The organism is Limnohabitans sp. 2KL-51 (genome assembly GCF_003063645.1).
In the GTDB taxonomy this organism is placed as follows: Bacteria; Pseudomonadota; Gammaproteobacteria; order Burkholderiales; family Burkholderiaceae_C; genus Limnohabitans_A.
In genome coordinates this window covers 104,413-122,508 of the sequence record NZ_NESJ01000012.1, presented here as the reverse complement: position 1 = coordinate 122,508, position 18,096 = coordinate 104,413, and the positions used below count along the sequence as shown (strand labels likewise).

15 protein-coding genes and 1 riboswitch are annotated in these 18,096 nt (G+C 60.4%); of the genes, 11 read left to right on the top strand and 4 right to left on the bottom strand.

Annotated elements, in window-relative coordinates:
- The first annotated feature begins 187 nt into the window (after positions 1-187).
- Positions 188-1,534 (top strand): DUF1800 family protein, encoded by a 1,347-nt coding sequence (locus B9Z49_RS13905; RefSeq protein WP_108354032.1) that lies wholly within the window; start codon positions 188-190, stop codon positions 1,532-1,534.
- A 4-nt stretch (positions 1,535-1,538) separates the two neighbouring features.
- Complete coding sequence (locus B9Z49_RS13900; protein WP_108354031.1) at positions 1,539-2,702, top strand: DUF1501 domain-containing protein; 1,164 nt, start codon at positions 1,539-1,541, stop codon at positions 2,700-2,702.
- A 70-nt stretch (positions 2,703-2,772) separates the two neighbouring features.
- Here the strand turns inward: B9Z49_RS13900 and B9Z49_RS13895 are convergent, their stop codons facing one another.
- Positions 2,773-3,786 (bottom strand): LacI family DNA-binding transcriptional regulator, encoded by a 1,014-nt coding sequence (locus tag B9Z49_RS13895; RefSeq protein WP_108354030.1) that lies wholly within the window; start codon positions 3,784-3,786, stop codon positions 2,773-2,775.
- A gap of 116 nt (positions 3,787-3,902) precedes the next feature.
- On the opposite strand from B9Z49_RS13895, the gene B9Z49_RS13890 reads away from it, so the two are divergent.
- Genes B9Z49_RS13890 through B9Z49_RS13880 form a run of 3 tightly spaced genes read left to right on the top strand, consistent with a single transcriptional unit; the run spans position 3,903 to position 7,286 of the window.
- Positions 3,903-4,862, top strand: a complete 960-nt coding sequence (locus B9Z49_RS13890) for a tripartite tricarboxylate transporter substrate binding protein (RefSeq protein WP_108354029.1) — start codon at positions 3,903-3,905, stop codon at positions 4,860-4,862.
- Positions 4,855-6,504: an AMP-binding protein gene (locus B9Z49_RS13885; RefSeq protein ID WP_108354028.1), complete on the top strand. Its 1,650-nt coding sequence runs from the start codon at positions 4,855-4,857 to the stop codon at positions 6,502-6,504. Before B9Z49_RS13890 ends, B9Z49_RS13885 begins: the two co-directional genes overlap by 8 nt.
- Before the next feature lie 17 nt (positions 6,505-6,521).
- Positions 6,522-7,286 carry a citryl-CoA lyase gene (locus tag B9Z49_RS13880; protein WP_108354027.1) on the top strand — a complete coding sequence of 255 codons (765 nt, stop codon included), beginning with the start codon at positions 6,522-6,524 and terminating at the stop codon, positions 7,284-7,286.
- A 66-nt stretch (positions 7,287-7,352) separates the two neighbouring features.
- On the opposite strand, the gene B9Z49_RS13875 is transcribed toward B9Z49_RS13880, so the two are convergent.
- Entirely contained in the window at positions 7,353-8,246 is an 894-nt protein-coding gene (locus B9Z49_RS13875; protein WP_233254628.1) for a hypothetical protein, read from the bottom strand.
- Between the two features lie 223 nt (positions 8,247-8,469).
- On the opposite strand from B9Z49_RS13875, the gene B9Z49_RS13870 reads away from it, so the two are divergent.
- A complete protein-coding gene (locus B9Z49_RS13870; RefSeq protein WP_108354026.1) occupies positions 8,470-9,372 on the top strand; it encodes a DMT family transporter in 903 nt (300 codons plus the stop codon).
- Positions 9,373-9,407: 35 nt separating this feature from the next.
- On the opposite strand, the gene B9Z49_RS13865 is transcribed toward B9Z49_RS13870, so the two are convergent.
- Positions 9,408-10,196, bottom strand: coding sequence for a class II aldolase/adducin family protein (locus B9Z49_RS13865; protein ID WP_108354025.1), 789 nt, complete (start codon positions 10,194-10,196; stop codon positions 9,408-9,410).
- A gap of 101 nt (positions 10,197-10,297) precedes the next feature.
- A riboswitch (TPP riboswitch) is annotated at positions 10,298-10,402 on the top strand.
- A gap of 73 nt (positions 10,403-10,475) precedes the next feature.
- On the opposite strand from B9Z49_RS13865, the gene B9Z49_RS13860 reads away from it, so the two are divergent.
- The 3 genes from B9Z49_RS13860 to B9Z49_RS13850 are packed head-to-tail and all read left to right on the top strand — an operon-like array spanning position 10,476 to position 13,974.
- A complete protein-coding gene (locus tag B9Z49_RS13860; RefSeq protein ID WP_233254627.1) occupies positions 10,476-11,618 on the top strand; it encodes a thiamine ABC transporter substrate binding subunit in 1,143 nt (380 codons plus the stop codon).
- Positions 11,619-11,631: 13 nt separating this feature from the next.
- Entirely contained in the window at positions 11,632-13,290 is a 1,659-nt protein-coding gene (locus B9Z49_RS13855) for an iron ABC transporter permease (RefSeq protein ID WP_199225059.1), read from the top strand.
- 24 nt (positions 13,291-13,314) lie between these two features.
- Complete coding sequence (locus B9Z49_RS13850; RefSeq protein ID WP_108354023.1) at positions 13,315-13,974, top strand: ABC transporter ATP-binding protein; 660 nt, start codon at positions 13,315-13,317, stop codon at positions 13,972-13,974.
- Positions 13,975-14,186: 212 nt separating this feature from the next.
- Here B9Z49_RS13850 and B9Z49_RS13845 read toward each other — a convergent pair whose 3' ends face one another.
- Complete coding sequence (locus tag B9Z49_RS13845) at positions 14,187-14,780, bottom strand: 3'-5' exonuclease (protein ID WP_108354022.1); 594 nt, start codon at positions 14,778-14,780, stop codon at positions 14,187-14,189.
- A 151-nt stretch (positions 14,781-14,931) separates the two neighbouring features.
- Here B9Z49_RS13845 and B9Z49_RS13840 point away from each other — a divergent pair, with 151 nt between their 5' ends.
- Together B9Z49_RS13840 and B9Z49_RS13835 are read left to right on the top strand one after the other, a co-directional pair.
- The gene (locus B9Z49_RS13840) at positions 14,932-15,909 is read left to right on the top strand and encodes a tripartite tricarboxylate transporter substrate binding protein (RefSeq protein WP_108354021.1); all 978 of its coding nucleotides are present in this window, start codon (positions 14,932-14,934) and stop codon (positions 15,907-15,909) included.
- Positions 15,906-18,095 carry a molybdopterin cofactor-binding domain-containing protein gene (locus B9Z49_RS13835; RefSeq protein WP_108354020.1) on the top strand — a complete coding sequence of 730 codons (2,190 nt, stop codon included), beginning with the start codon at positions 15,906-15,908 and terminating at the stop codon, positions 18,093-18,095. Before B9Z49_RS13840 ends, B9Z49_RS13835 begins: the two co-directional genes overlap by 4 nt.
- Position 18,096: the final 1 nt, after the last annotated feature.

Below are 18,096 nucleotides of genomic sequence, written 5' to 3'. Positions count from 1 at the left end.
AGACCACTTTGACAGGGGTCCATGAACTTTTCATGACAGGCCGCATGCCCTAACGCGGCCTTGCCACCGATTTGGCTGAAAGGGGCCGTGGCTTGCCAAGCCATGAAAGCCCAGGTTTCACAATGTGTACAAATTAAGGGTGTAAATTAGCGAAATGCTCAAACCCGCTTGAAGAGGAACACTGCGCATGCAAGCCGCCCATCTGGCATCCCATCGATTCGGTTATTCGCAGCCCCATCTGCAGACCCTTGCCAATGATCCCAGGTCTTGGGTTCTGGCGCAGTTTGAGCGCCCTGCCGCATTTGACACAGAAGGTCTGGTTGACAGTGCGAAAGCTTGGCAAATCTCGCGTGATGTTGTGCAAGCAGCGCTCAACCCAAGCACACCTCCCAGCACCAACCCATCTCAAGACCCCTTGGGTCCCATGACCCCAGCGCGGCAGGTGCTTCGCCAAACCAATCTGCACGGGCTTGGCAAACGCTGGCAACACATGACGCAAACCACGACGCCTGTGGCAGAACGCTGGGTGCAGTTTTGGGCCAATCATTTTTGTGTGGCCGCGACCAAAGGGACCACCTTGGCCTTGGTCTGGCCGCATGAATACGAAGCCATTCGCCCGCACGCTTGGGGCTCTTACAAAGCGCTGTTGCGCGCTGCCATCGTGCATCCCGCCATGCTGCTGTACTTGGACAACGCGCAATCGATCGGCCCGCAATCCATGGCAGGGCGCCGGCGCGACAGGGGTCTGAACGAAAACCTGGCCCGCGAACTGCTCGAGCTGCACACCTTGGGGGTGAAGTCGGGTTATTCCCAAGACGATGTGACCCAAACCGCCAAATTGTTAACCGGCTGGACCGTGGGTCCCAACACCGCTGGTGTGGCACGGTTCATGGACAACCTGCACCAACCCGGCAAAAAAACCATCTTGGGCAACACCTACCCCGAAGGCCCTCAAGCGCTGGATCTGCTTCTCACCGACTTGGCCAGGCACCCTGCATGCGCTGACTTCATGGCCAGTAAGCTGTGTCGTCACTTTGTCACCGATGCGCCGCCAGCAGCGCTGGTTCAAGCCGTTGCTGCGGAATTTCGCCGCACCGATGGGGATCTCAAAGCCGTGGTGGTGGCCTTGTTCAGCCATGATTTGGCATGGCAAGAAGATCTGCCTCCCAAATTCAAGCGTCCCGAAGAGTGCTTGATCTCGGCCCACCGCCTGATGCAAAAGAAAGTCATCAACGTCGAAAATTCAGCGTATTGGGTGCAAACCATGGGACAAGCCATGGCGCGTGCGCCTTCACCCCAGGGCTGGCCCGACCTGAGCGCGGATTGGCTCTCGCCAGATGCGGTCATCAAACGGATTCAGTGGGCTGAGCGTTATGGCGAGTTGTACGGCAAAGACATCGATGCGAGAGACCTGATGCAACAAGCTTTCGGCCCCCACTTGACCACCAGCACCGCGCAAACTATCGCCCGTGCCGAAAGTGGCGCACAAGCGCTGGCGTTTGCATTGGCCAGCCCAGAACTGATGCGGAGATAAGACCATGACCAGTCCATCATTTTCGCGCCGTGCGCATCTGCAACAACTGGCCTTTGGGGCTGGACTCGCAGCAACGGGCCTGTTGCCTGCGCGACTTGCTTTGGCTGCCCAAGCTGAGAACACGCCGTCGGAGCAGCGCTTGGTGGTGGTGCTGCTCAGGGGCGCTTTGGACGGCTTGTCTGCCGTGCCTGCATTGGGTGACCCTGCATGGGCGGCTTTGCGCGGCGGTGCAGAAACACCCACGGCGCTGCCGTTGGACAGCACCTTTGGCATGCACCCCGGCTTGGCCCATTTGCACCGCTGGTATCAGAACAAAGAATTGGCTGTTGTGCATGCCGTGGCCAGCCCTTACCGTGAGCGGTCGCACTTCGATGCCCAACAGCAACTCGAAAGTGGCGGCGAGCGGCCCTTTGTTTTGAGCACCGGTTGGCTGGCGCGTGCTCTGCAAGCCACGCAGCATTCTGCGGTGGCCATGACGCCCGCCATGCCCTTGGCCCTGCGCGGCGCTGACCGCGCCAACACCTGGACGCCAAGCCGCAGGCCCAACAAATCGCAAGACACACTCGACCGCATCGCAGCCATGTACGCCGACGATGTCCCTTTGGCCAGCGCCTTGGCCCAAGCCATGGCGCAGCAAGACAAGTCGATGGGTGCAGAACCTTCAACGGGTGCAGGCTTAACCGTTTTGGCCAAACAAGCGGGGGCCTTCTTGTCAGCACCTCGTGGCCCGCGCGTCGCTTGGCTCGAAGTGGGTGGATGGGATACACACAGCCAACAAACAGCGCGCCTTGGCCGAATGCTGCCTGCATTGGACGAAGCGCTGGCGGTTTTGCGTGAATCGCTCTCGGTGCATTGGGCTACGACCTCGGTCTTGGTGATGACTGAATTTGGCCGTTCCGCTTCCATGAACGGCAGCCAAGGCACTGACCACGGCACAGCAGGCGTGGCGTTTGTCGCGGGTGGTCAAGTTGCCGGCGGCCAAGTTCTCACCGATTGGCCGGGGCTGGGACGCTCTCAATTGCTGGACGGTAGGGACTTGCGGCCAACGCGAGACATACGCGCCCTCATCATGCCCATTGTGCAAAGGCAATTCCAGTTGAGCACGGGTGCGATGAGCGACGTGCTCCCAGGCGCAAGTCAGCCCCTCGGCAACTTGTGGCGGGCCTGATTTTCATGGATCGGTTGGTCTCTCGACATCAGCCGCAGTCAATCTGCTTCAACGCTACTGATCAAATGTCTTAGGGGCATCTTGGTGCGCACGAACCGCCGATGACGAGGTTCCATTCCAGAATAACGCGTCTCGGCTCACGCCAAGATGGATCCATAATTCTGTTGAGCATGAGCTGCACGGCGACCTCTGCGCTGCGGTGATAGTCGTAAAACAGCGCTGTAGCTGGCGGATAGATGAGATCCAACGTCTCCACGGTGCCGATGCCAATAATCGAGAAGTCGTGCGGTACATCCATCCCCTTGTTGCGCACCACGTGCAGCGCTCCCGACAACATCTGCGTCCCCAGCGCAATCAGAGCTGTCGGAGGTAACGCCAACTCAAGCATACGGGTCATGGTGTCCCGCGACGATTCGAGCCATGAATCTGGCATGAAAACAAGGCCGGGGTCGTATGCCAATCCTGCATCGTCCAGAGCCGCGCGATAGCCACGCAACTTTTCGCGTCCCGGCGCGAGGTTGGCGCCCGATACGAAGAGAGCGATACGCCTGTGACCAAGCGTCAGCAGGTAATCCATCGCTTGCCTCGTGCCTGCGGCGTGGTTCATGAGCACACAGTCGAAAGCAGCACCCAGATCTCTCTCCACGACAACCACTGGAAGAGGTGTCTGACTGAATGGACAGTCCTTTGGGTCTGGATACTCGAAGCTGGGAGAAGCAATGATTCCTTCAAGCCTTCGATTTTCATAGAAGGCGACGAGCTCGCGGTCTCGTACCGGTTTGTCGGACGTTCCAACAAGCAGCGAGTAGCCGGCTTCGCGGGTCAGGCGCTCCACCTCGCTCAAATGGGCGGCAGGCACCGGATTCGCAAAGTTGGGGAGCATATAGCCAATCGCCTTGCTTCGACCCGTGCGCAGATGTCGCGCTGTGAAATCAGGTTCGTAACCAAGCGCATCAACAGCACTTAAAACACGCTTGCGCAGGTCCTGGCTCGAATAACCGCTGTCGTTGAGCACTCGCGAAACACTGCCGATCGAAACACCGGCGGCAGCAGCAACATCGCGCACTGAGATTCGACCACTCATGGTTTACGAGTATGAAAACGTTCCACAGGATTGCCCCTTTAACTTGATATGACTAGACTTAATTTCGATGTAAAAACGATTTCATATTTTCAACCTTTTATCACCAGGAGACAAGCATGACGAGAATCCTCTTTGCAGCTATTGCCCTAGCGGCTTCCTTGCTGCAACTCGCTCAGGCGCAAGAGTGGCCGAGTCGTCCAGTGACTTTCCTGCAACCCTACGGTCCAGGCACAAACCTCGACGCCATAACGCGCTACCTCGCGGGCGTTATGGGACCTCAGTGGAAGCAGCCGATCGTGGTTGAGCACAAGGCTGGCGCAAATGGTGTGATCGGCACAGAGCAAGTGGCACGCTCGTCTGGCGATGGCTATACATGGCTCTTCACCGGTCCAGGTCACTTCACCAACGAAGTTCTGATGGGTAAGGTGCCTTTTGACCAAAAGGACTTCAAGCCCGTAGCGCGGCTCGCTAGCGTGATGCTGGTCCTGGTCGTGCCCGCCGATTCGCCCTTCAAGTCAGTGTCAGACATTATTGATGCCGCCAAGAAGAATCCGGGCAAGGTGAGTTATGCCTCAGCTGGAAGCGGCAGCGCCCAACATCTCTCTGCCGCAGCTTTTCAGCATGCGAGTGGCGCACAGTTTCTTCATGTACCCTACAAGACGCAAGCTGCCGCTTTGACAGATACGCTGAGCGGTCAGGTCAGCTTCTCATTTTCGGCGCTAGCGACTGCAAAGGCGCAACTTGCCTCGGGGCGTATCCGTGCAATTGCCGTGACCGGACCGCGCCGCTCGCAGTCGCTTCCCGAACTCCCTACAGTGGCCGAATCGGGTGTGCCTGGCTACGCGTTCTTTTCATTCAATGCCGTGTTCGTGCCTGCGACTACGTCTGACGAGGTGATACGCAAGTTCTCCGACGCATTAGGCGCAGCGATCCGCACCCCTCAATTTGCCGATATGGCCAAGTCTCAGGGCTTCGAGAGCGATTACGCAGACGTACAGGCTTGGGGTGCGGCCGTACCTTCAGAACGAAAGAAATGGCAAGACCTGATTCGAGTCAGTGGCGCAAAGAATGAATAAGTTGCCCGGCTACGACGCACGCACGTCGACCATAGACCGAGTTTTACGAGACCGCGGACAACAGTGGGGCGACAAGACGTTTCTGAATTGGCTGCCCACGGGCACAACAATGAGCTACCGCCAACTGGACGAATTGACACTGCGCGTCGGCTCAGGACTTGCCGCTGCCGGCGTGAAGGTCGGGAGTCACGTTGGCGTGCTGATGGAGAACTGCCCTGAACAACTCCTGGCCATCCTTGGGCCCGCGCGCTGCGGCTTTGTGTCGGTGCCACTGAATGCCGCCGCGAAAGGGCAGTTATTGGCGTACTTCTTGAACCATGCAGATTGCACGGCGCTTATTGTCGAAGAGGCGCTTTTGTCGCGCTTCCTGGAGGCGAGCGACATGTTGCCCCGGGTGCATCATGTCTTCGTGGTGCGCCCCGATCGGGGGGAACCCAAGCAAACACCCTCACTCATTGATTCGGTGGGTGAACATGTGATGCACGAATTTGAAGGTCTGCTGGATGCGCCCGCTCTGCTACCGGATGATGCCCCTGCCTTTAACGATCTGGCCATGCTGCTCTTTACGTCCGGAACGACCGGACCATCCAAGGCCATCATTTATACGCACGCGCACTTCATTTACTGGGGTAGCGACGTGGCATTCCACCACGAGTACACGCCGCACGATATTGCATATGTATTCTTACCGCTGTTCCACGGCAATGCACTTTTGGGCAGCACTATGGGCTCACTCATGGCTGGCTCGTCCATTGCGCTGACGCATCGCTTTTCGGTGAGCAAATTCTGGGAACACATTCGCAGTAGTGGTGCCACTGTCTTCAACGGCGTTGGCGCTGTCACCAATTTCCTTTGGAAACAGGCACCTTCCCCGTCTGATCTTGACCATCAGGTCCGGCGCTGTCATCTCGCACCCGTACCGGGATTTGCTAAGGGCTTTGAGGAACGTTTCGGCATGACCATCATGAGCGCATTCGGCCTGACCGACTATTGCCTGGGCGCTGCCTACAACACAAAAAGCCGACGAGACAAACTTGGCTCATGCGGGCTGCCGCGGGCAGGCATTGACCTTCGCGTTGTGGACGAGAACGACTTTGACATGGCACCGGGTGAACCCGGAGAGATCGTCATGCGTAACAACAACCCTTGGGGCGCCTCACTCGGGTACTACAAGCAGCCTGAGGCGACTGCTGCAAGCCGCCGCAACCTGTGGTTCCATACCGGCGACCGTGGAAGCATTGATGCCGATGGGTACATCTGGTACACCGACCGCATCAAGGACGCAATCCGTCGGCGAGGCGAGAACATCTCAGCCTTTGAAGTGGAAGAGGTGATACGCACTTATCCGGCCGTCTCAGATGTCGCTGTCTATCCGGTCCACGCGGAAACGAGCGAAGACGAAGTGGCAGTGACCATCACATTGAAGCCTGGCGAAAGCGCAAACTTCAGTTTCGAGTCACTCATCAAGTATTGCAGTCACAACCTGGCTTACTTTATGGTTCCTCGCTATGTGCAGGTTGCCGAGGAAATGCCCATGACGCTTAGCCAGAAGATTGAAAAGTACAAGCTGCGCCGAGAGGCAGAGTCCGACTTGTCGGCCCTTTGGGATCGCGAACGCGCTGGGATTACCATTGCGCGTTAAATGATCAGGAACGCATCATGAGAACCAAACTTCAACCCACAACCTCCATTGCGACGTCAGATGCCAATTCCATCATTGTCCGCGGACAAGATTTAGTTGAAGATCTCATCGGAAAGGTGAGCTTCACAGAGATGTTTCTCTTGCAACTCACGGGCAAACGACCGCCTGCAGCTCATGTCCGCATCCTTGATGCGGTACTCGTTACGCTGATGGAGCACGGCATCACGCCTAGCGTTATCGCAACGCGTCTGATCTATCACTCCGCGCCAGATGCACTTCAAGCTGCTGTTGCTGCAGGACTGCTGGGAGTGGGCACAACCTTCATTGGGACCATGGAAGGATGTGCAGGGCTCTTGGAAGAAATGATGACTGCGCCTGAAGGCTTAGAAGCGCGTGCTCATGCGATTGTCATTCGGCATAAGGAAGCCGGCAAGGCAGTGCATGGCTTTGGCCATCCGCACCACAAGCCTGACGATCCGCGCACACCACGTATGCTGGCTGTGGCGAATGGCGAATTTATATCGGGGCGCTATATCGAAGCGCTCAAGGTCTTGTCTGGGCAAGTTGATGCGGTGTATGGCAGGCACCTCACCATCAATGCGACTGGAGCATCGGCCGCACTTTTGGGAGAAATTGGCATTCCACAAAAGGTGATGCGTGGGGTGGCGGTTGTGAGCCGTTCGGCTGGACTGGTCGGGCACATCCTCGAAGAAAGCCTCAAGCCCTCAGCAGCGTTCATCTGGGAAACAATTGATGAAGCGATCCCCTACGAGGCCGAATAGGGCCAGATCATCAATACAGGGTCGGGGCGGCTCTGGGCCAGTGTTTACCCATTTGACATGATCGGTTCAATGCGCCCCAAGGAAACACCCGTCGGCTCGCTCCCCATCAGGCTCATCACCTTCTTCACTGCACAGTGCAGCCATCAAGGCTTGGCCCGCCACCTGGCCGGGCAGCAGCAGTTCTTCATTCGTCCAGCGCTTGACCAAGTGCCCATTGGCCACGCCGCCAGTGTGTGTTGACTGGTAGGCTCGGCGGTGCTGCAGGGTCACGCCGCTGTTGGCGTTGGCGATAAAGCGGCTTTCGCCTAAGGCCCACGGTTCGAAGTAGGCATGGGCGGCTGCATCCACTTGTCGAAAGTAGGCGCGAGCACCTTCGGCGTTGAGCTTTTTGCGCACGGTTCGGGTGATGAGGCCTTGCAGCTGGTCAAGCGCGGCATCGTCCATCTGGCCGATGGTGTCCAGGCGCATGTCCTGACCCGCCAACGCGGGTGTGTCGGCCAATTCGGCGGGCAGCACTTGCACCATGGCCTGGACCACATCGCGGTGCGGTGCCACCGCAGTGGCCACGCCGCGTGTTTGCGGCTGGATGGGGCAGCGGATTTCAACAAAGCGCGGCTTCACAGGACCAGAGCAGCCGTCGTGGTGGTAGTACTCGCCTTGGCTGAGGCGCCCCTTGCTGGAGCGCCCGCGCACTTCGCGGTAGGTCGGGTGTTCGGTGTGCACATTCAGGCAGACCACCAAGCCCGTTGTGTCGACCAGTTGGTAAAAGGCTTCACGCCATTCGGGCAAGAGCAGCTGCTCGTGCAGGTAGTCTTTGGGTTCGGTGCCTTCGTGTCCGACTTCACCCTCAATGACCAACACGAACGGCCTTGGCCTGCGCACGCGCCATTGGCGCTGGGCAAAGTTCAGCACATCGGGGGTGGGGGCCTGTTGGGCGCTGCGCGCCGTGGATGCTGACATGGGAGGAAATTCGGTTGAGGTCAGACCCGAACAAGGAGTTGGGGACAAGTGTTTATTTTAGGGGGGGTGCCTTGCTGGATTTCAGGCACCCACTGGGCTGCTGGGCAATACAGGTGACTGCCCCTGCGTGGCAGACGCTGTAAATTGCACCAAGTTCCGAGCTCATACCTGAAAGGTGGCGCGGTTTTGTCATACTTTGACAGCCTTACATTCGATTGCGCCCATGAATCCCTCATCTGCTGCTCCCGTGCGGGCCGACCACCCGCTGAAAGGCATTGCCTGGATGGTGGCGGGGGTGTTCTTGTTGTCGGTGATGGATGCCTTGTCCAAGCATGCGGTGTCGCAATTGTCGATTCCGGTATTGATTGCGGCGCGTTCGGCGATGGTGCTGGTTTTACTGGCGCCGTGGGTGCTGAGCAACGGGGGCTGGTCGGCCTTGCGCACGCGCCGTCCGTGGGCTCATGGGGTGCGCGGATTGTTCGCCGTGTGTTCAATGTTGTCGTTTTTTGAGAGCCTGCGCTTGTTGCCGCTGGCCACGGTGATCGCCATCAGTTTTGCCGCGCCGCTGTTCATGACGCTGCTGTCAGTGCCCTTGCTCAAAGAGCGTGTAGGGGTACACCGTTGGGGCGCGTTGTTGGCAGGTTTTGTGGGTGTGAGCCTGATCGTTGGTCCGCAGGCGATTGACGGCGAGCTGGGTCTGGGGGCTGGACTGGCTTTGATGGCGGCATTTTTTTATGCCGCTTCGATGACCTGTGTGCGCTGGCTTTCACCCACCGAGAGCGACCTGTCGATGTTGGTCTGGCAGAACCTGACCATGGGCCTGGCCGGTGCGGTGGGCTTGTTCTTTGTGCCTTTGGAGGTGGCCCCGGGCATGTGGCCGATCATCTCTTTGATGGCTGTCTTGGCGTTGCTGGGTCAGCGTTGCACCTTTCGGGCCTTGCGTCTGGCGCCAGTGGGCGTGGTGGCGCCTTTTCATTACGGCGAGCTGCTGTTTGCGGCCTTGTTTGGCTGGGTGTTTTGGCGCGAGTGGCCAGGGGCGCATGTTTGGTGGGGCGCGTTGTTTGTGGTCGGCGCGGGTTTGTACACCTTGTGGCGTGAGCGCGCCCGCACACTGGTGAGCGGTTGATGGGCCCGCTTGGGCGTTCCAAGCCGCCTACAGATTCAATCGGCATAGCCCGGATTCACCCGGTCAATCACCCGCATCATGGCTTCAAAAAACAGACGCTCACGTTCGCTGCGGGGGTGACGGTCTTGGGTGCTGGGGGTTTTGATGCGCCGGATCACGGATTCGGTGAGCACGTTCAGGGGCTGGCCGGTGCCCATGGCCAGCACTTGGGTGCGGCAGGCTTTTTCGAGCTTGTACAAGCGCCGGTAGGCTTGCGCCACGGTGTCGCCAATGGTCATCACACCATGGTTTTTCATGAAGAGCACGGTTTTGCCACCGCTCATGAGCTGCGATAAGCGCTCCCCTTCAGACAGGTCTGCCGCCAGCCCGGTGTAATGGTCGTCGTAGGCGATGGTGCCGTCAAAGAAGGCAGCGGTTTGGGTGGCGGGCAGCAAGCGGTTGGCTTTGAGCATGTTCAAAGCCAACGCCCAGGGCTGGTGGGTGTGCAGCACCACTTTGGCCCCCGTGAGGCGGTGCACCGGGGCGTGGATCGATTGCGCCGACAGCTCCACCAGGCCTGTGCCCTCCAGGGTTTCGCCCGCTTCGTTGAAGACCATCATGGTGCTGGCACGGGCCTCAGACCAGTGCACACCAAAGGGCGAGATCAGGTATTGGTCTTCACGGCCCGGTACGACCACAGTGAAGTGGTTGTCGATGCCTTCGTCAAAGTCGTGCAGCACGGCCAAACGCAAGGCGGCGGCCAGGTGCACCTTGGCTTGCCACACCGGGTCGTCTTGGGCAGGCGTTGAGGCTGTTGCTTTTGCGGTAGCGGTGGCGGCTGACATGGGCGGTCTTTCGAAGGTTGAACTGTTCTGCACTCTAGGCACCTGCCGCCTGTGGGCCTGTCACTTGGGCGGCTCACTTCGTACCCCCTCGCTACAATCGACGACTTCACCGGGGGTGCCTGGCCGCATGAGCAGCCTGGGCTGAGACATACCCCTCTCACCTGATCTGGGTTGTGCCAGCGTAGGGAGCGTGATGCCAATGCCACCCCAGCGACCTTGTGCGTTGACCGGCTTTGCTGTCATGCCCCTCGCGGCTTTTTGAGCGAAAGGCGGTTGGCGATGCAAAGGCGGTTGTTGGTGACCGGTACCGGGCTGGCATGGGTGCTGAGCAGCGCCATGGGCTGGGCTGCGGCAGGGCAGGCGCTGGCACAAAACCCACCCCCAAACCAGTCTCCAAGCCCAACGCCAACCTTGTTGCGTGTCATGACGCACAGCTCGTTTGACCTGCCCAAACCCTTGCTGGCGCAGTTTGAAAAAGATGCGGGCGTGAAGTTGCAGCTCATCAAAGGGGGCGATGCGGGCGAGATGCTCAACAAGTTGATCTTGAGCCGCGCCGCGCCCGTGGCCGATGTGGTGTTTGGCATCGACAACACCTTGCTGCCCCGCGCTCTGGCCAGTGGCATCCTCGACACCTACCCCGGCGTGGCCGCGCAAAGCAAAGCTCTGGCGGGCATGGCCGAGGGACCTGCCCCTCAAAAAGACCTGCCAGCGCCCACCGCCGACAGCGGCGTGGTGGGTGGCGTGGTGCCGGTGACCCAAGGCTTTGTGAGCTTGAACATCGACAAAGCCTGGTTCCAGAAAAAAGGTCTGGCCCTGCCCCAAAACCTGCAGGCGCTGGCCCTGCCGGCTTACCGCGATTTGTTGGTGGTGCCCAACCCGGCGACCTCTAGCCCCGGCCAGGCGTTTTTGCTGGCCACGGTGGCAGGCTTGGGCGAAGCAGCGGCTTGGGACTGGTGGGCCCAGATGCGCGCCAACGGCGTCAAGGTGGTCAAGGGCTGGAGCGAGGCGTATTACACCGAGTTCAGCCACAACGGCGGCAGCCGGCCCATGGTGGTCAGTTATGCCACCAGCCCTGCCGCCGAGGTGTTCTATGGCAAGGACAAACTGGGCGCATCGCCCACGGCCAATTTGTTTTTGCCGGGCGGTGTGTTCCGTCAGGTAGAAGGGGCGGCCTTGCTCAAGGGCGCTGCGCCAGCCGCACGCACGGCAGGCGTGAAGTTCATCGAGTTTTTGCGTTCTGTGCCGGTGCAGCAGGCGCTGCCAACCAGCATGTGGATGTACCCGGTGCAGCCCGGTGTGCCGCTTGACGCGGTGATGCAACACGCCCAGGCGCCCACCCAATTTGAGCGATTGCCGCTGCAAACCCTGAGCACACAGGCCGCCCGCTGGCAGCAGCGCTGGACGCAGGTGGTGCTCAAGTGACGGGGCCAAGTTCATGGTGCTGAATCCTCCAAAGCGCCAAGCTCTGCGTCCAAGGTACAAAGCCCTGTGGCTGGCGGCTCTGCCGATGCTGTTTGCCTTGGTGTTCTTGGCGATGCCGGTCGCGCGCTTGCTCTTGGAAGGCTTCTGGGGTGAACCGGTGCCAGGCTTGGCGCTGGCCGACACCGGCCCCTGGTGGCGCGATGCGCACCTGCAGTGGCGCGTGGGCTGGACGCTGGTGCAGGCTTTGGCCACCTGCGTGGCTTGTTTGCTGTTGGGTTTGCCCATGGCCTGGGTGCTGGCGCGCCTGGATTTTGTCGGACGGCTGTGGTGGCAGCGCGCTTTGCTGCTGCCTTTTGTGGTGCCCACCTTGGTCGCGGCGCTGGGCGTGTTGTCGCTTTGGGGGCCTCGCGGTTGGCTGGGTGAGCCTTTGGCGCGAGTGGGGGTGTCTTTGCAAGACGGCCCCTGGTTGCTGCTGCTGGGCAATTTGTTTTTTAACCTGGGTCTGGTGGTGCGCGCAGGCAGCGACGGCTTGGCGCAGGTCAGCGCACAGCAGGTGGCGCTGGCACGCACTTTGGGGGCCACGCCATGGCGGGCGTTTTGGCGGGTTGAATGGCCGGTGGTGGCCCCTTGGTTGGCCTCGGCGGTGTGCCTGGTGTTCTTGTATTGCTTCACCGGCTTTGGCCTGGCTCTGGTGTTGGGCGGGCAGCACTTCGCCACGGTGGAGGTGGAGATTTACACCCTGATCGCGCACGAGTTGGCGCTGGGGCCAGCGGCGGCCTTGGCCGTGGCCATGCTGGCGCTGACTGGGGGCGTGGCCTGGGCTTACGCCTGGGTGGAGCGCCGCTTGGCCCATCCGGCGCGCATCACCCCGGTGGCGCGCCGTCCTTTGCGGGGGGCGGACAAGTGGATTTGGACGCTTTGGGGGCTGGCATTGGGTACTTGGGTCCTGCTGTGCGGCGCGCCCTTGTTGGCGCTGTTGGGGCAGGGCTTGCACGCGGCGGTGTGGGGGCAGGGTGCGGCGGTGTGGGCCGACCCTGAGACTGGGCTGGCTTTGCGCAACACGCTGCAGTTCACCGGCATGGCGCTGGTGCTGGCCACGGCTTTGGGTTTGCTGCATGCACTGGCAGGGCATGCCTTGAGGCCTTGGCCGCGCTGGGGCCTGGCCTGGCGGGCCAGTGCATATGCGCCCTTGGTGGTTTCGCCCGTGGCGCTGGCCTTTGGTTTGTTGCTGATGTACCCGCAATGGTTGGCCAGTTTGCCGCTTTTGGTGGCGGCCTATGCTTTGCTGGCTTATCCGTTTGTGGCCAAAGCGCTGACGGCGGCCCTTGATGCCATGCCCGAGCACTATGCCCAAGCCGCTGCCACTTTGGGGGCAAGGCCGCTGCGGGTGTTTTGGCGCGTCACGTTGCCCATGGTGGCTTTGGCCTTGCGCCGGGGCATGGCCTTTGCCGCGGCCACCATGCTGGGGGAGTTTGCGGTCTCGTTGCTGTTGTCGCGTCCCGAGTGGCTGACCTTGAGCACCTTGATCTACCAGCGCCTGGGTCGCCCCGGCGCGGGCAATCTCGATGCGGCGCTGGTGCTGTCCGCCAGCTTGATGGTTTTGGCGCTGCTGGTTTTTGTGTTGATCGAAGGCCGAGCCGCTGCGTCCTCTTCTCCCACCCCTGCGGCCTGAAGGCCTGCACACCTGATTTGAACCATGCTTGAACTGCGACACATCCACCACGATTGGACCGGCCTGAACGGTCAGCCCCAGCCTTTGCTGCAGGATGTGAACCTGCAAGTGGCACGCGGACAAACCGTGGCTTTGTTGGGGCCTTCTGGCAGCGGCAAAAGCACGCTGCTCAAAATCATCGCGGGTCTGGTGATACCGGAGTCGGGCAGCGTCTGGCTAGATGGCCAAGACATCAGCGAATGGCCACCTGAAAAACGCCGCCTGGCCCTGATGTTTCAGGATTTTGCGCTGTTCCCGCACCTTAACCTGCAGGACAACGTGGCCTTTGGCCTGGTGGAGCAAGGCATGGGCCGCGCCGCTGCGCGAGAGAAGGCTCAGGCGCTGCTGCAGCGCTTTGGGCTGGGAGGGCGGGGGGCCGAACGGGTGGACACGCTGTCGGGCGGCGAGCAGCAGCGCGTGGCCCTGGGCCGGGCGCTGATCACACAGCCTCGGGCTCTGCTGCTGGACGAGCCCTTTTCTGCGCTGGACGCCGAGCTGCGCGTGAGTCTGCGCGAAGAATTTGCCCGCCACATTGCCGAGCACGGCATGCGCGCCTTGCTGGTCACCCACGACGAAGCCGAAGCCCGCGCCATGGCCAGCGCTGCCTGGCGTTTGCAAGGCGGCGGTTTGGTCAGTTTGTGGTGATGGCCAATTGATACCTGTTGATTCGCGAGAAGATGGTTGTCGGTCTTTGTAGGTCGGCACCTTCAGGTCCGACATGGCGGTGAAGCACCGCTGCCGATGGCACATGTCGCTTCGCTAAAAGAATGCATGTCGGACCCTAAAGGCCCGACCTACGGAGAATGCGGGTTTTCTTCTGGTTCGGCATCCCCGTCAGGGGATCTATAGCTTGCGCCTCAAAGCTCCAGCGCTTGCCAGACCCGGATGGCGGCGTAGGCATCGTTGGCCGCGTACAACAGTTGCGCTTCACTGAGATGGGGGTTGGCCCAATTGCTGGTGGCGGCTTTCTTGGACTTGATGAAGCGCTGGTTGAACAGCACCGCCACCGCGCCCTTGACGCCCATGTCCTTGCGGTAACCGCGTTCTCGAAAGATGCTGTTGAGCTCCAGGATGCCTTGGGGCTCGATGCCCAATTTGTGCACGATGCGCTTGCGGTCATCGCCCAGACCAAAACCGGCTTTGACAATGCCGCTGCAGGCCAACAGTTGCGCCGCAACCGTGCTGCATTCCGGGTCATGCAACTGAAACACCCAAGCCCGCTCGGAGGTGGACAACTGCAGGATGTGCGGCCCGTTTGACTGCTCGCCCACCTTGAAAGTGGGTTTGGACTCGGTGTCAAACCCCCAGGCAGACGATTGCATGAGGGCATCCCATGCACTTCTCGCCTGCTGGCCGGTGGTGACGAGTGTGATGCGGTCAAGACCCAGTCGCTCAAAAGGCGGGAGCAGGGCAATGGCGTCTTTGTCTGGGGTGGGGTGCTGGGTGGACATGGTGCTTTTGAGGGGAAGCCCATCATAGTGGTTGTGCTGTGTTGGTCATGGCAAAACCAAGGTGACACGCGCTGGATGGGCCTTGTCAAATAATTCACGTGGGTGCAAATGCTGAAATTTTTTAGGATTTGTTTTTATAAGGACACAAGCCATGTTGATGAATTTTTTCAAAAGACTTTCTGTGTTGTTGGCCCTCGGGTGGTCAGCGGCAACTTGGGCGCAGGGGACTTATCCCCAAAAGCCGGTCACTTTGATCGTGCCATTCCCGGCAGGCGGCATCGCTGATTTGTCGGCCCGTGCGCTCAAGCCTTCGCTGGACAAAGCTTTGGGCCAGCCGGTGACGATCGTGAACCGTCCAGGGGCTTCGGGCGCCATTGGTGCGGCTGCGGTCGCCAATGCCACTGCAGACGGTTACACCCTGATGTACACCTTGTCGAGTGTGGCCAGCGTTCCAGAGCAAGCGGTGCTCAATGGCCAAAAGGCACCCTTCACGCTGGACCAATTCGTGCCCGTGGCCCGGGTCACTGTGGATGTGGTCAGCTTGGTGGTGCGTGCGGACAGCCCTTACAAAACCTACCAAGACTTTGCGGCGGCCTTAAAAGCCAATCCCAAAGGCATGACGTATTCGTCCAGCGGCAACTACGGCATCAGCCATTTCCCCGCCGAGATGCTGCTGGCGGCCACGCAAACCGAGGCGCGTCACATTCCTTACGCGGGCGGGGCACCCATGTTGACGGCTTTGATGGGGGGGCAGGTCGATTTCAACATCCCCGTTCGCACGCTTGCCTTGCCGCACGTTCAAAGCGGTCGACTGCGTTATTTGGCCATGTACGGCGCCAAGCGCTGGGCGCAAGCACCGGATGTGCCGACCCTTTCGGAATTGGGCGTGCCGATTGATTTTGTCCCATGGACAGGTCTGTTTGCGCCCGTGGGCACACCCGCCGATGTTCTGGCCACTTTGCGCCGGGCCTTGCGTGCGGCATCTCAGGACAACCAATTCGTGGAGACGGTCGGTAAAAGCTCCGCCGGGGAAATTGCCTACCTGGACGGCAGCGAGCTGGAGACTTTCTGGAAGGCCGATCTGGCCCGCACATCCGTCACCATTCAGCGCATCGGACGCATTCAATGACGGCAGCAGCGCCGCGAGGGTTTACGTTCGACCGCAATGACGGTCGAGCGGTCTTGCCCGGCAATTTGCACACCAACCGCCAATTGGCGCAATGGCTGGATTTCTCTCAGCCCGGTCGGGTGCGTGTGTTCACGGGCAAGGTGGAGTTGGGGCAGGGCATTTTGACGGCCTTGTCCATCATTGCGGCCGATGAACTGGATGTGGATTTGGACCAAGTGCACATCGTCAGTGCCAGCACCCTGGAAGGGCCTGACGAGGGCATGACCAGCAGCAGCATTTCAGTTCAGGACTCCGGATCGGCCATTCGCCACGCTTGTGCCGAAGTGCGTTTTCTGGCCCTTCAGCAAGCGGCCCGTCACCATGGGTTGCCCGCCGATGCCTTGCGCGTCGAGCAAGGGCGCTTCACCGACTCCCAAGGGCGCGAGCTGGGCGATTATTGGGATTGGCTCAAGGACATCAATCTGCATCGGGAATACGAGGGTTTGGCCCAGCCCAAGCCTGTGGATGCGCTCAAGCTGCACGGCCACGGCAAAGTCCGTCGCATTGACCTGTCCGAAAAGATCATGGGGCAGCCCCGGTTCATCCACGATGTGCGCATGCCAGGCATGCGCCATGGGCGGGTCCTGCGCGCGCCATCGCTGACGGCCCAATTGGCTGATCCCGATCAACCCGTGCCGGCCGATGTGCTGGATGCCATGTCCCTGTCTGCCATTGACTTGGTGGTGGATGGGCGCTTTATTGGCATCGTGGCCGCCTCTGAGCGCGAGGCGGACGCCGCACTGGCTCAGCTGCAAGCGCAAGTGGCTTGGCGCGAGTCGGCCAATTTGCCCGACATGCATGCCTTGGCCGACTTTTTGCGCAATGCCCCGCATGAAACCACTTACCCCCTTCAAAAAGGGGAAGTCCTTGACGCTGACGAAGACGGGGTGAGCTTGTCGCGCGAATACCTCAAGCCTTTTATTGCCCACGCCTCCATTGGTCTTTGCTGCGCACTGGCCCAATGGGACGGCCAGACCTTGCAGGTCTGGACCCACAGCCAAGGCATCCAGAATCTGCGCGATGACCTGACCAAGGCCTTGGGGCTGGACAAACAGGCGATCGTGATGCGGCATGTGGAGGGTGCCGGTTGCTATGGCCACAACGGTGCCGACGATGTGGCATTTGATGCGGCCCTGTTGGCCATGGCCCAGCCCGGTGATCCTGTTCGAGTCGTGTGGTCTCGTGCTGACGAACTGTCGCAAGCGCCACTGGGCAGCGCCCACCTGGTCTCGCTCAGGGCCCGTCTGAACGCGCAGGGGCGCATCAGCCACTGGCACCACGAACTGTGGGCCAATGGCTACAGCTCCCGGCCCGGTCGCGCGTTGATCCCCACCTTGCTGGGGGCTTCGCAGCGCGCACAGGGGCAGCCCGCGCCTATTGCCATCAATCCGCCGCTGGCCGCAGGGGGAGGTTCGGACCGCAATGCGATTCCAGGTTATTCGTTTGACAACACCCATGTGGTGAACCACCGGCTGACGGTCATGCCGATTCGAACCTCGGCCATGCGGGCCCTGGGGGCATTTGCCAATGTGTTTGCCATCGAGTCTTTCATGGACGAGCTGGCCCATGCCAGCGGACAAGACCCTTTGCAGTTTCGCAAACTGCACATGGAGGACCCCAGAAGTCTGGCCGTTTTGAATGCCGTGGTCGATCGCAGCACTTGGTGGCGTCAGCCCAAAGCCGAGGGTGAGGGCCATGGCGTGGCCTGGGCCCGCTACAAAAACACCTCGGCTTGGTGCGCGGTTTTGGCACGCGTGCAGGCCGGCGAAACGCTGCGTGTGTTGCAGCTCGATGTGGCCGTCGATGTGGGCCGTGTGGTGGACCTGGACGGTGTGATCAACCAAACCGAAGGCGGTGCCTTGCAAGGCATGAGCTGGGCCCTGAAAGAGGCGGTTCAGTTTGACCGCACGCGCATCACGACCCAAAGCTGGGCCGATTACCCGATCTTGCGTTTCAGTGAGGTGCCCGAATTGACCATCCATGTGCTGGACCAGCCGGAGCAACCGTCGCTGGGGGCGGGCGAGTCGGTGCAAGCCCCCGTGGCGGCCGCCCTCGGCAATGCCTTGTTCGATGCCCTGGGTGTGCGTGTTCGGCACTTGCCCTTGTCGCAAGACCACATCCTTCAGGCGCTGAACGCGCCCCATTGAC

What these genes read in the sequence shown, in the direction of transcription:
- B9Z49_RS13905 (WP_108354032.1), top strand. Translation starts at nt 188, where the DNA reads ATGCAAGCCGCCCATCTGGCATCCCATCGATTCGGTTATTCGCAGCCC.
- B9Z49_RS13900 (WP_108354031.1), top strand. Translation starts at nt 1,539, where the DNA reads ATGACCAGTCCATCATTTTCGCGCCGTGCGCATCTGCAACAACTGGCC.
- B9Z49_RS13895 (WP_108354030.1), bottom strand. Translation starts at nt 3,786, where the DNA reads ATGAGTGGTCGAATCTCAGTGCGCGATGTTGCTGCTGCCGCCGGTGTT.
- B9Z49_RS13890 (WP_108354029.1), top strand. Translation starts at nt 3,903, where the DNA reads ATGACGAGAATCCTCTTTGCAGCTATTGCCCTAGCGGCTTCCTTGCTG.
- B9Z49_RS13885 (WP_108354028.1), top strand. Translation starts at nt 4,855, where the DNA reads ATGAATAAGTTGCCCGGCTACGACGCACGCACGTCGACCATAGACCGA.
- B9Z49_RS13880 (WP_108354027.1), top strand. Translation starts at nt 6,522, where the DNA reads ATGAGAACCAAACTTCAACCCACAACCTCCATTGCGACGTCAGATGCC.
- B9Z49_RS13875 (WP_233254628.1), bottom strand. Translation starts at nt 8,246, where the DNA reads ATGTCAGCATCCACGGCGCGCAGCGCCCAACAGGCCCCCACCCCCGAT.
- B9Z49_RS13870 (WP_108354026.1), top strand. Translation starts at nt 8,470, where the DNA reads ATGAATCCCTCATCTGCTGCTCCCGTGCGGGCCGACCACCCGCTGAAA.
- B9Z49_RS13865 (WP_108354025.1), bottom strand. Translation starts at nt 10,196, where the DNA reads ATGTCAGCCGCCACCGCTACCGCAAAAGCAACAGCCTCAACGCCTGCC.
- B9Z49_RS13860 (WP_233254627.1), top strand. Translation starts at nt 10,476, where the DNA reads ATGCAAAGGCGGTTGTTGGTGACCGGTACCGGGCTGGCATGGGTGCTG.
- B9Z49_RS13855 (WP_199225059.1), top strand. Translation starts at nt 11,632, where the DNA reads ATGGTGCTGAATCCTCCAAAGCGCCAAGCTCTGCGTCCAAGGTACAAA.
- B9Z49_RS13850 (WP_108354023.1), top strand. Translation starts at nt 13,315, where the DNA reads ATGCTTGAACTGCGACACATCCACCACGATTGGACCGGCCTGAACGGT.
- B9Z49_RS13845 (WP_108354022.1), bottom strand. Translation starts at nt 14,780, where the DNA reads ATGTCCACCCAGCACCCCACCCCAGACAAAGACGCCATTGCCCTGCTC.
- B9Z49_RS13840 (WP_108354021.1), top strand. Translation starts at nt 14,932, where the DNA reads ATGTTGATGAATTTTTTCAAAAGACTTTCTGTGTTGTTGGCCCTCGGG.
- B9Z49_RS13835 (WP_108354020.1), top strand. Translation starts at nt 15,906, where the DNA reads ATGACGGCAGCAGCGCCGCGAGGGTTTACGTTCGACCGCAATGACGGT.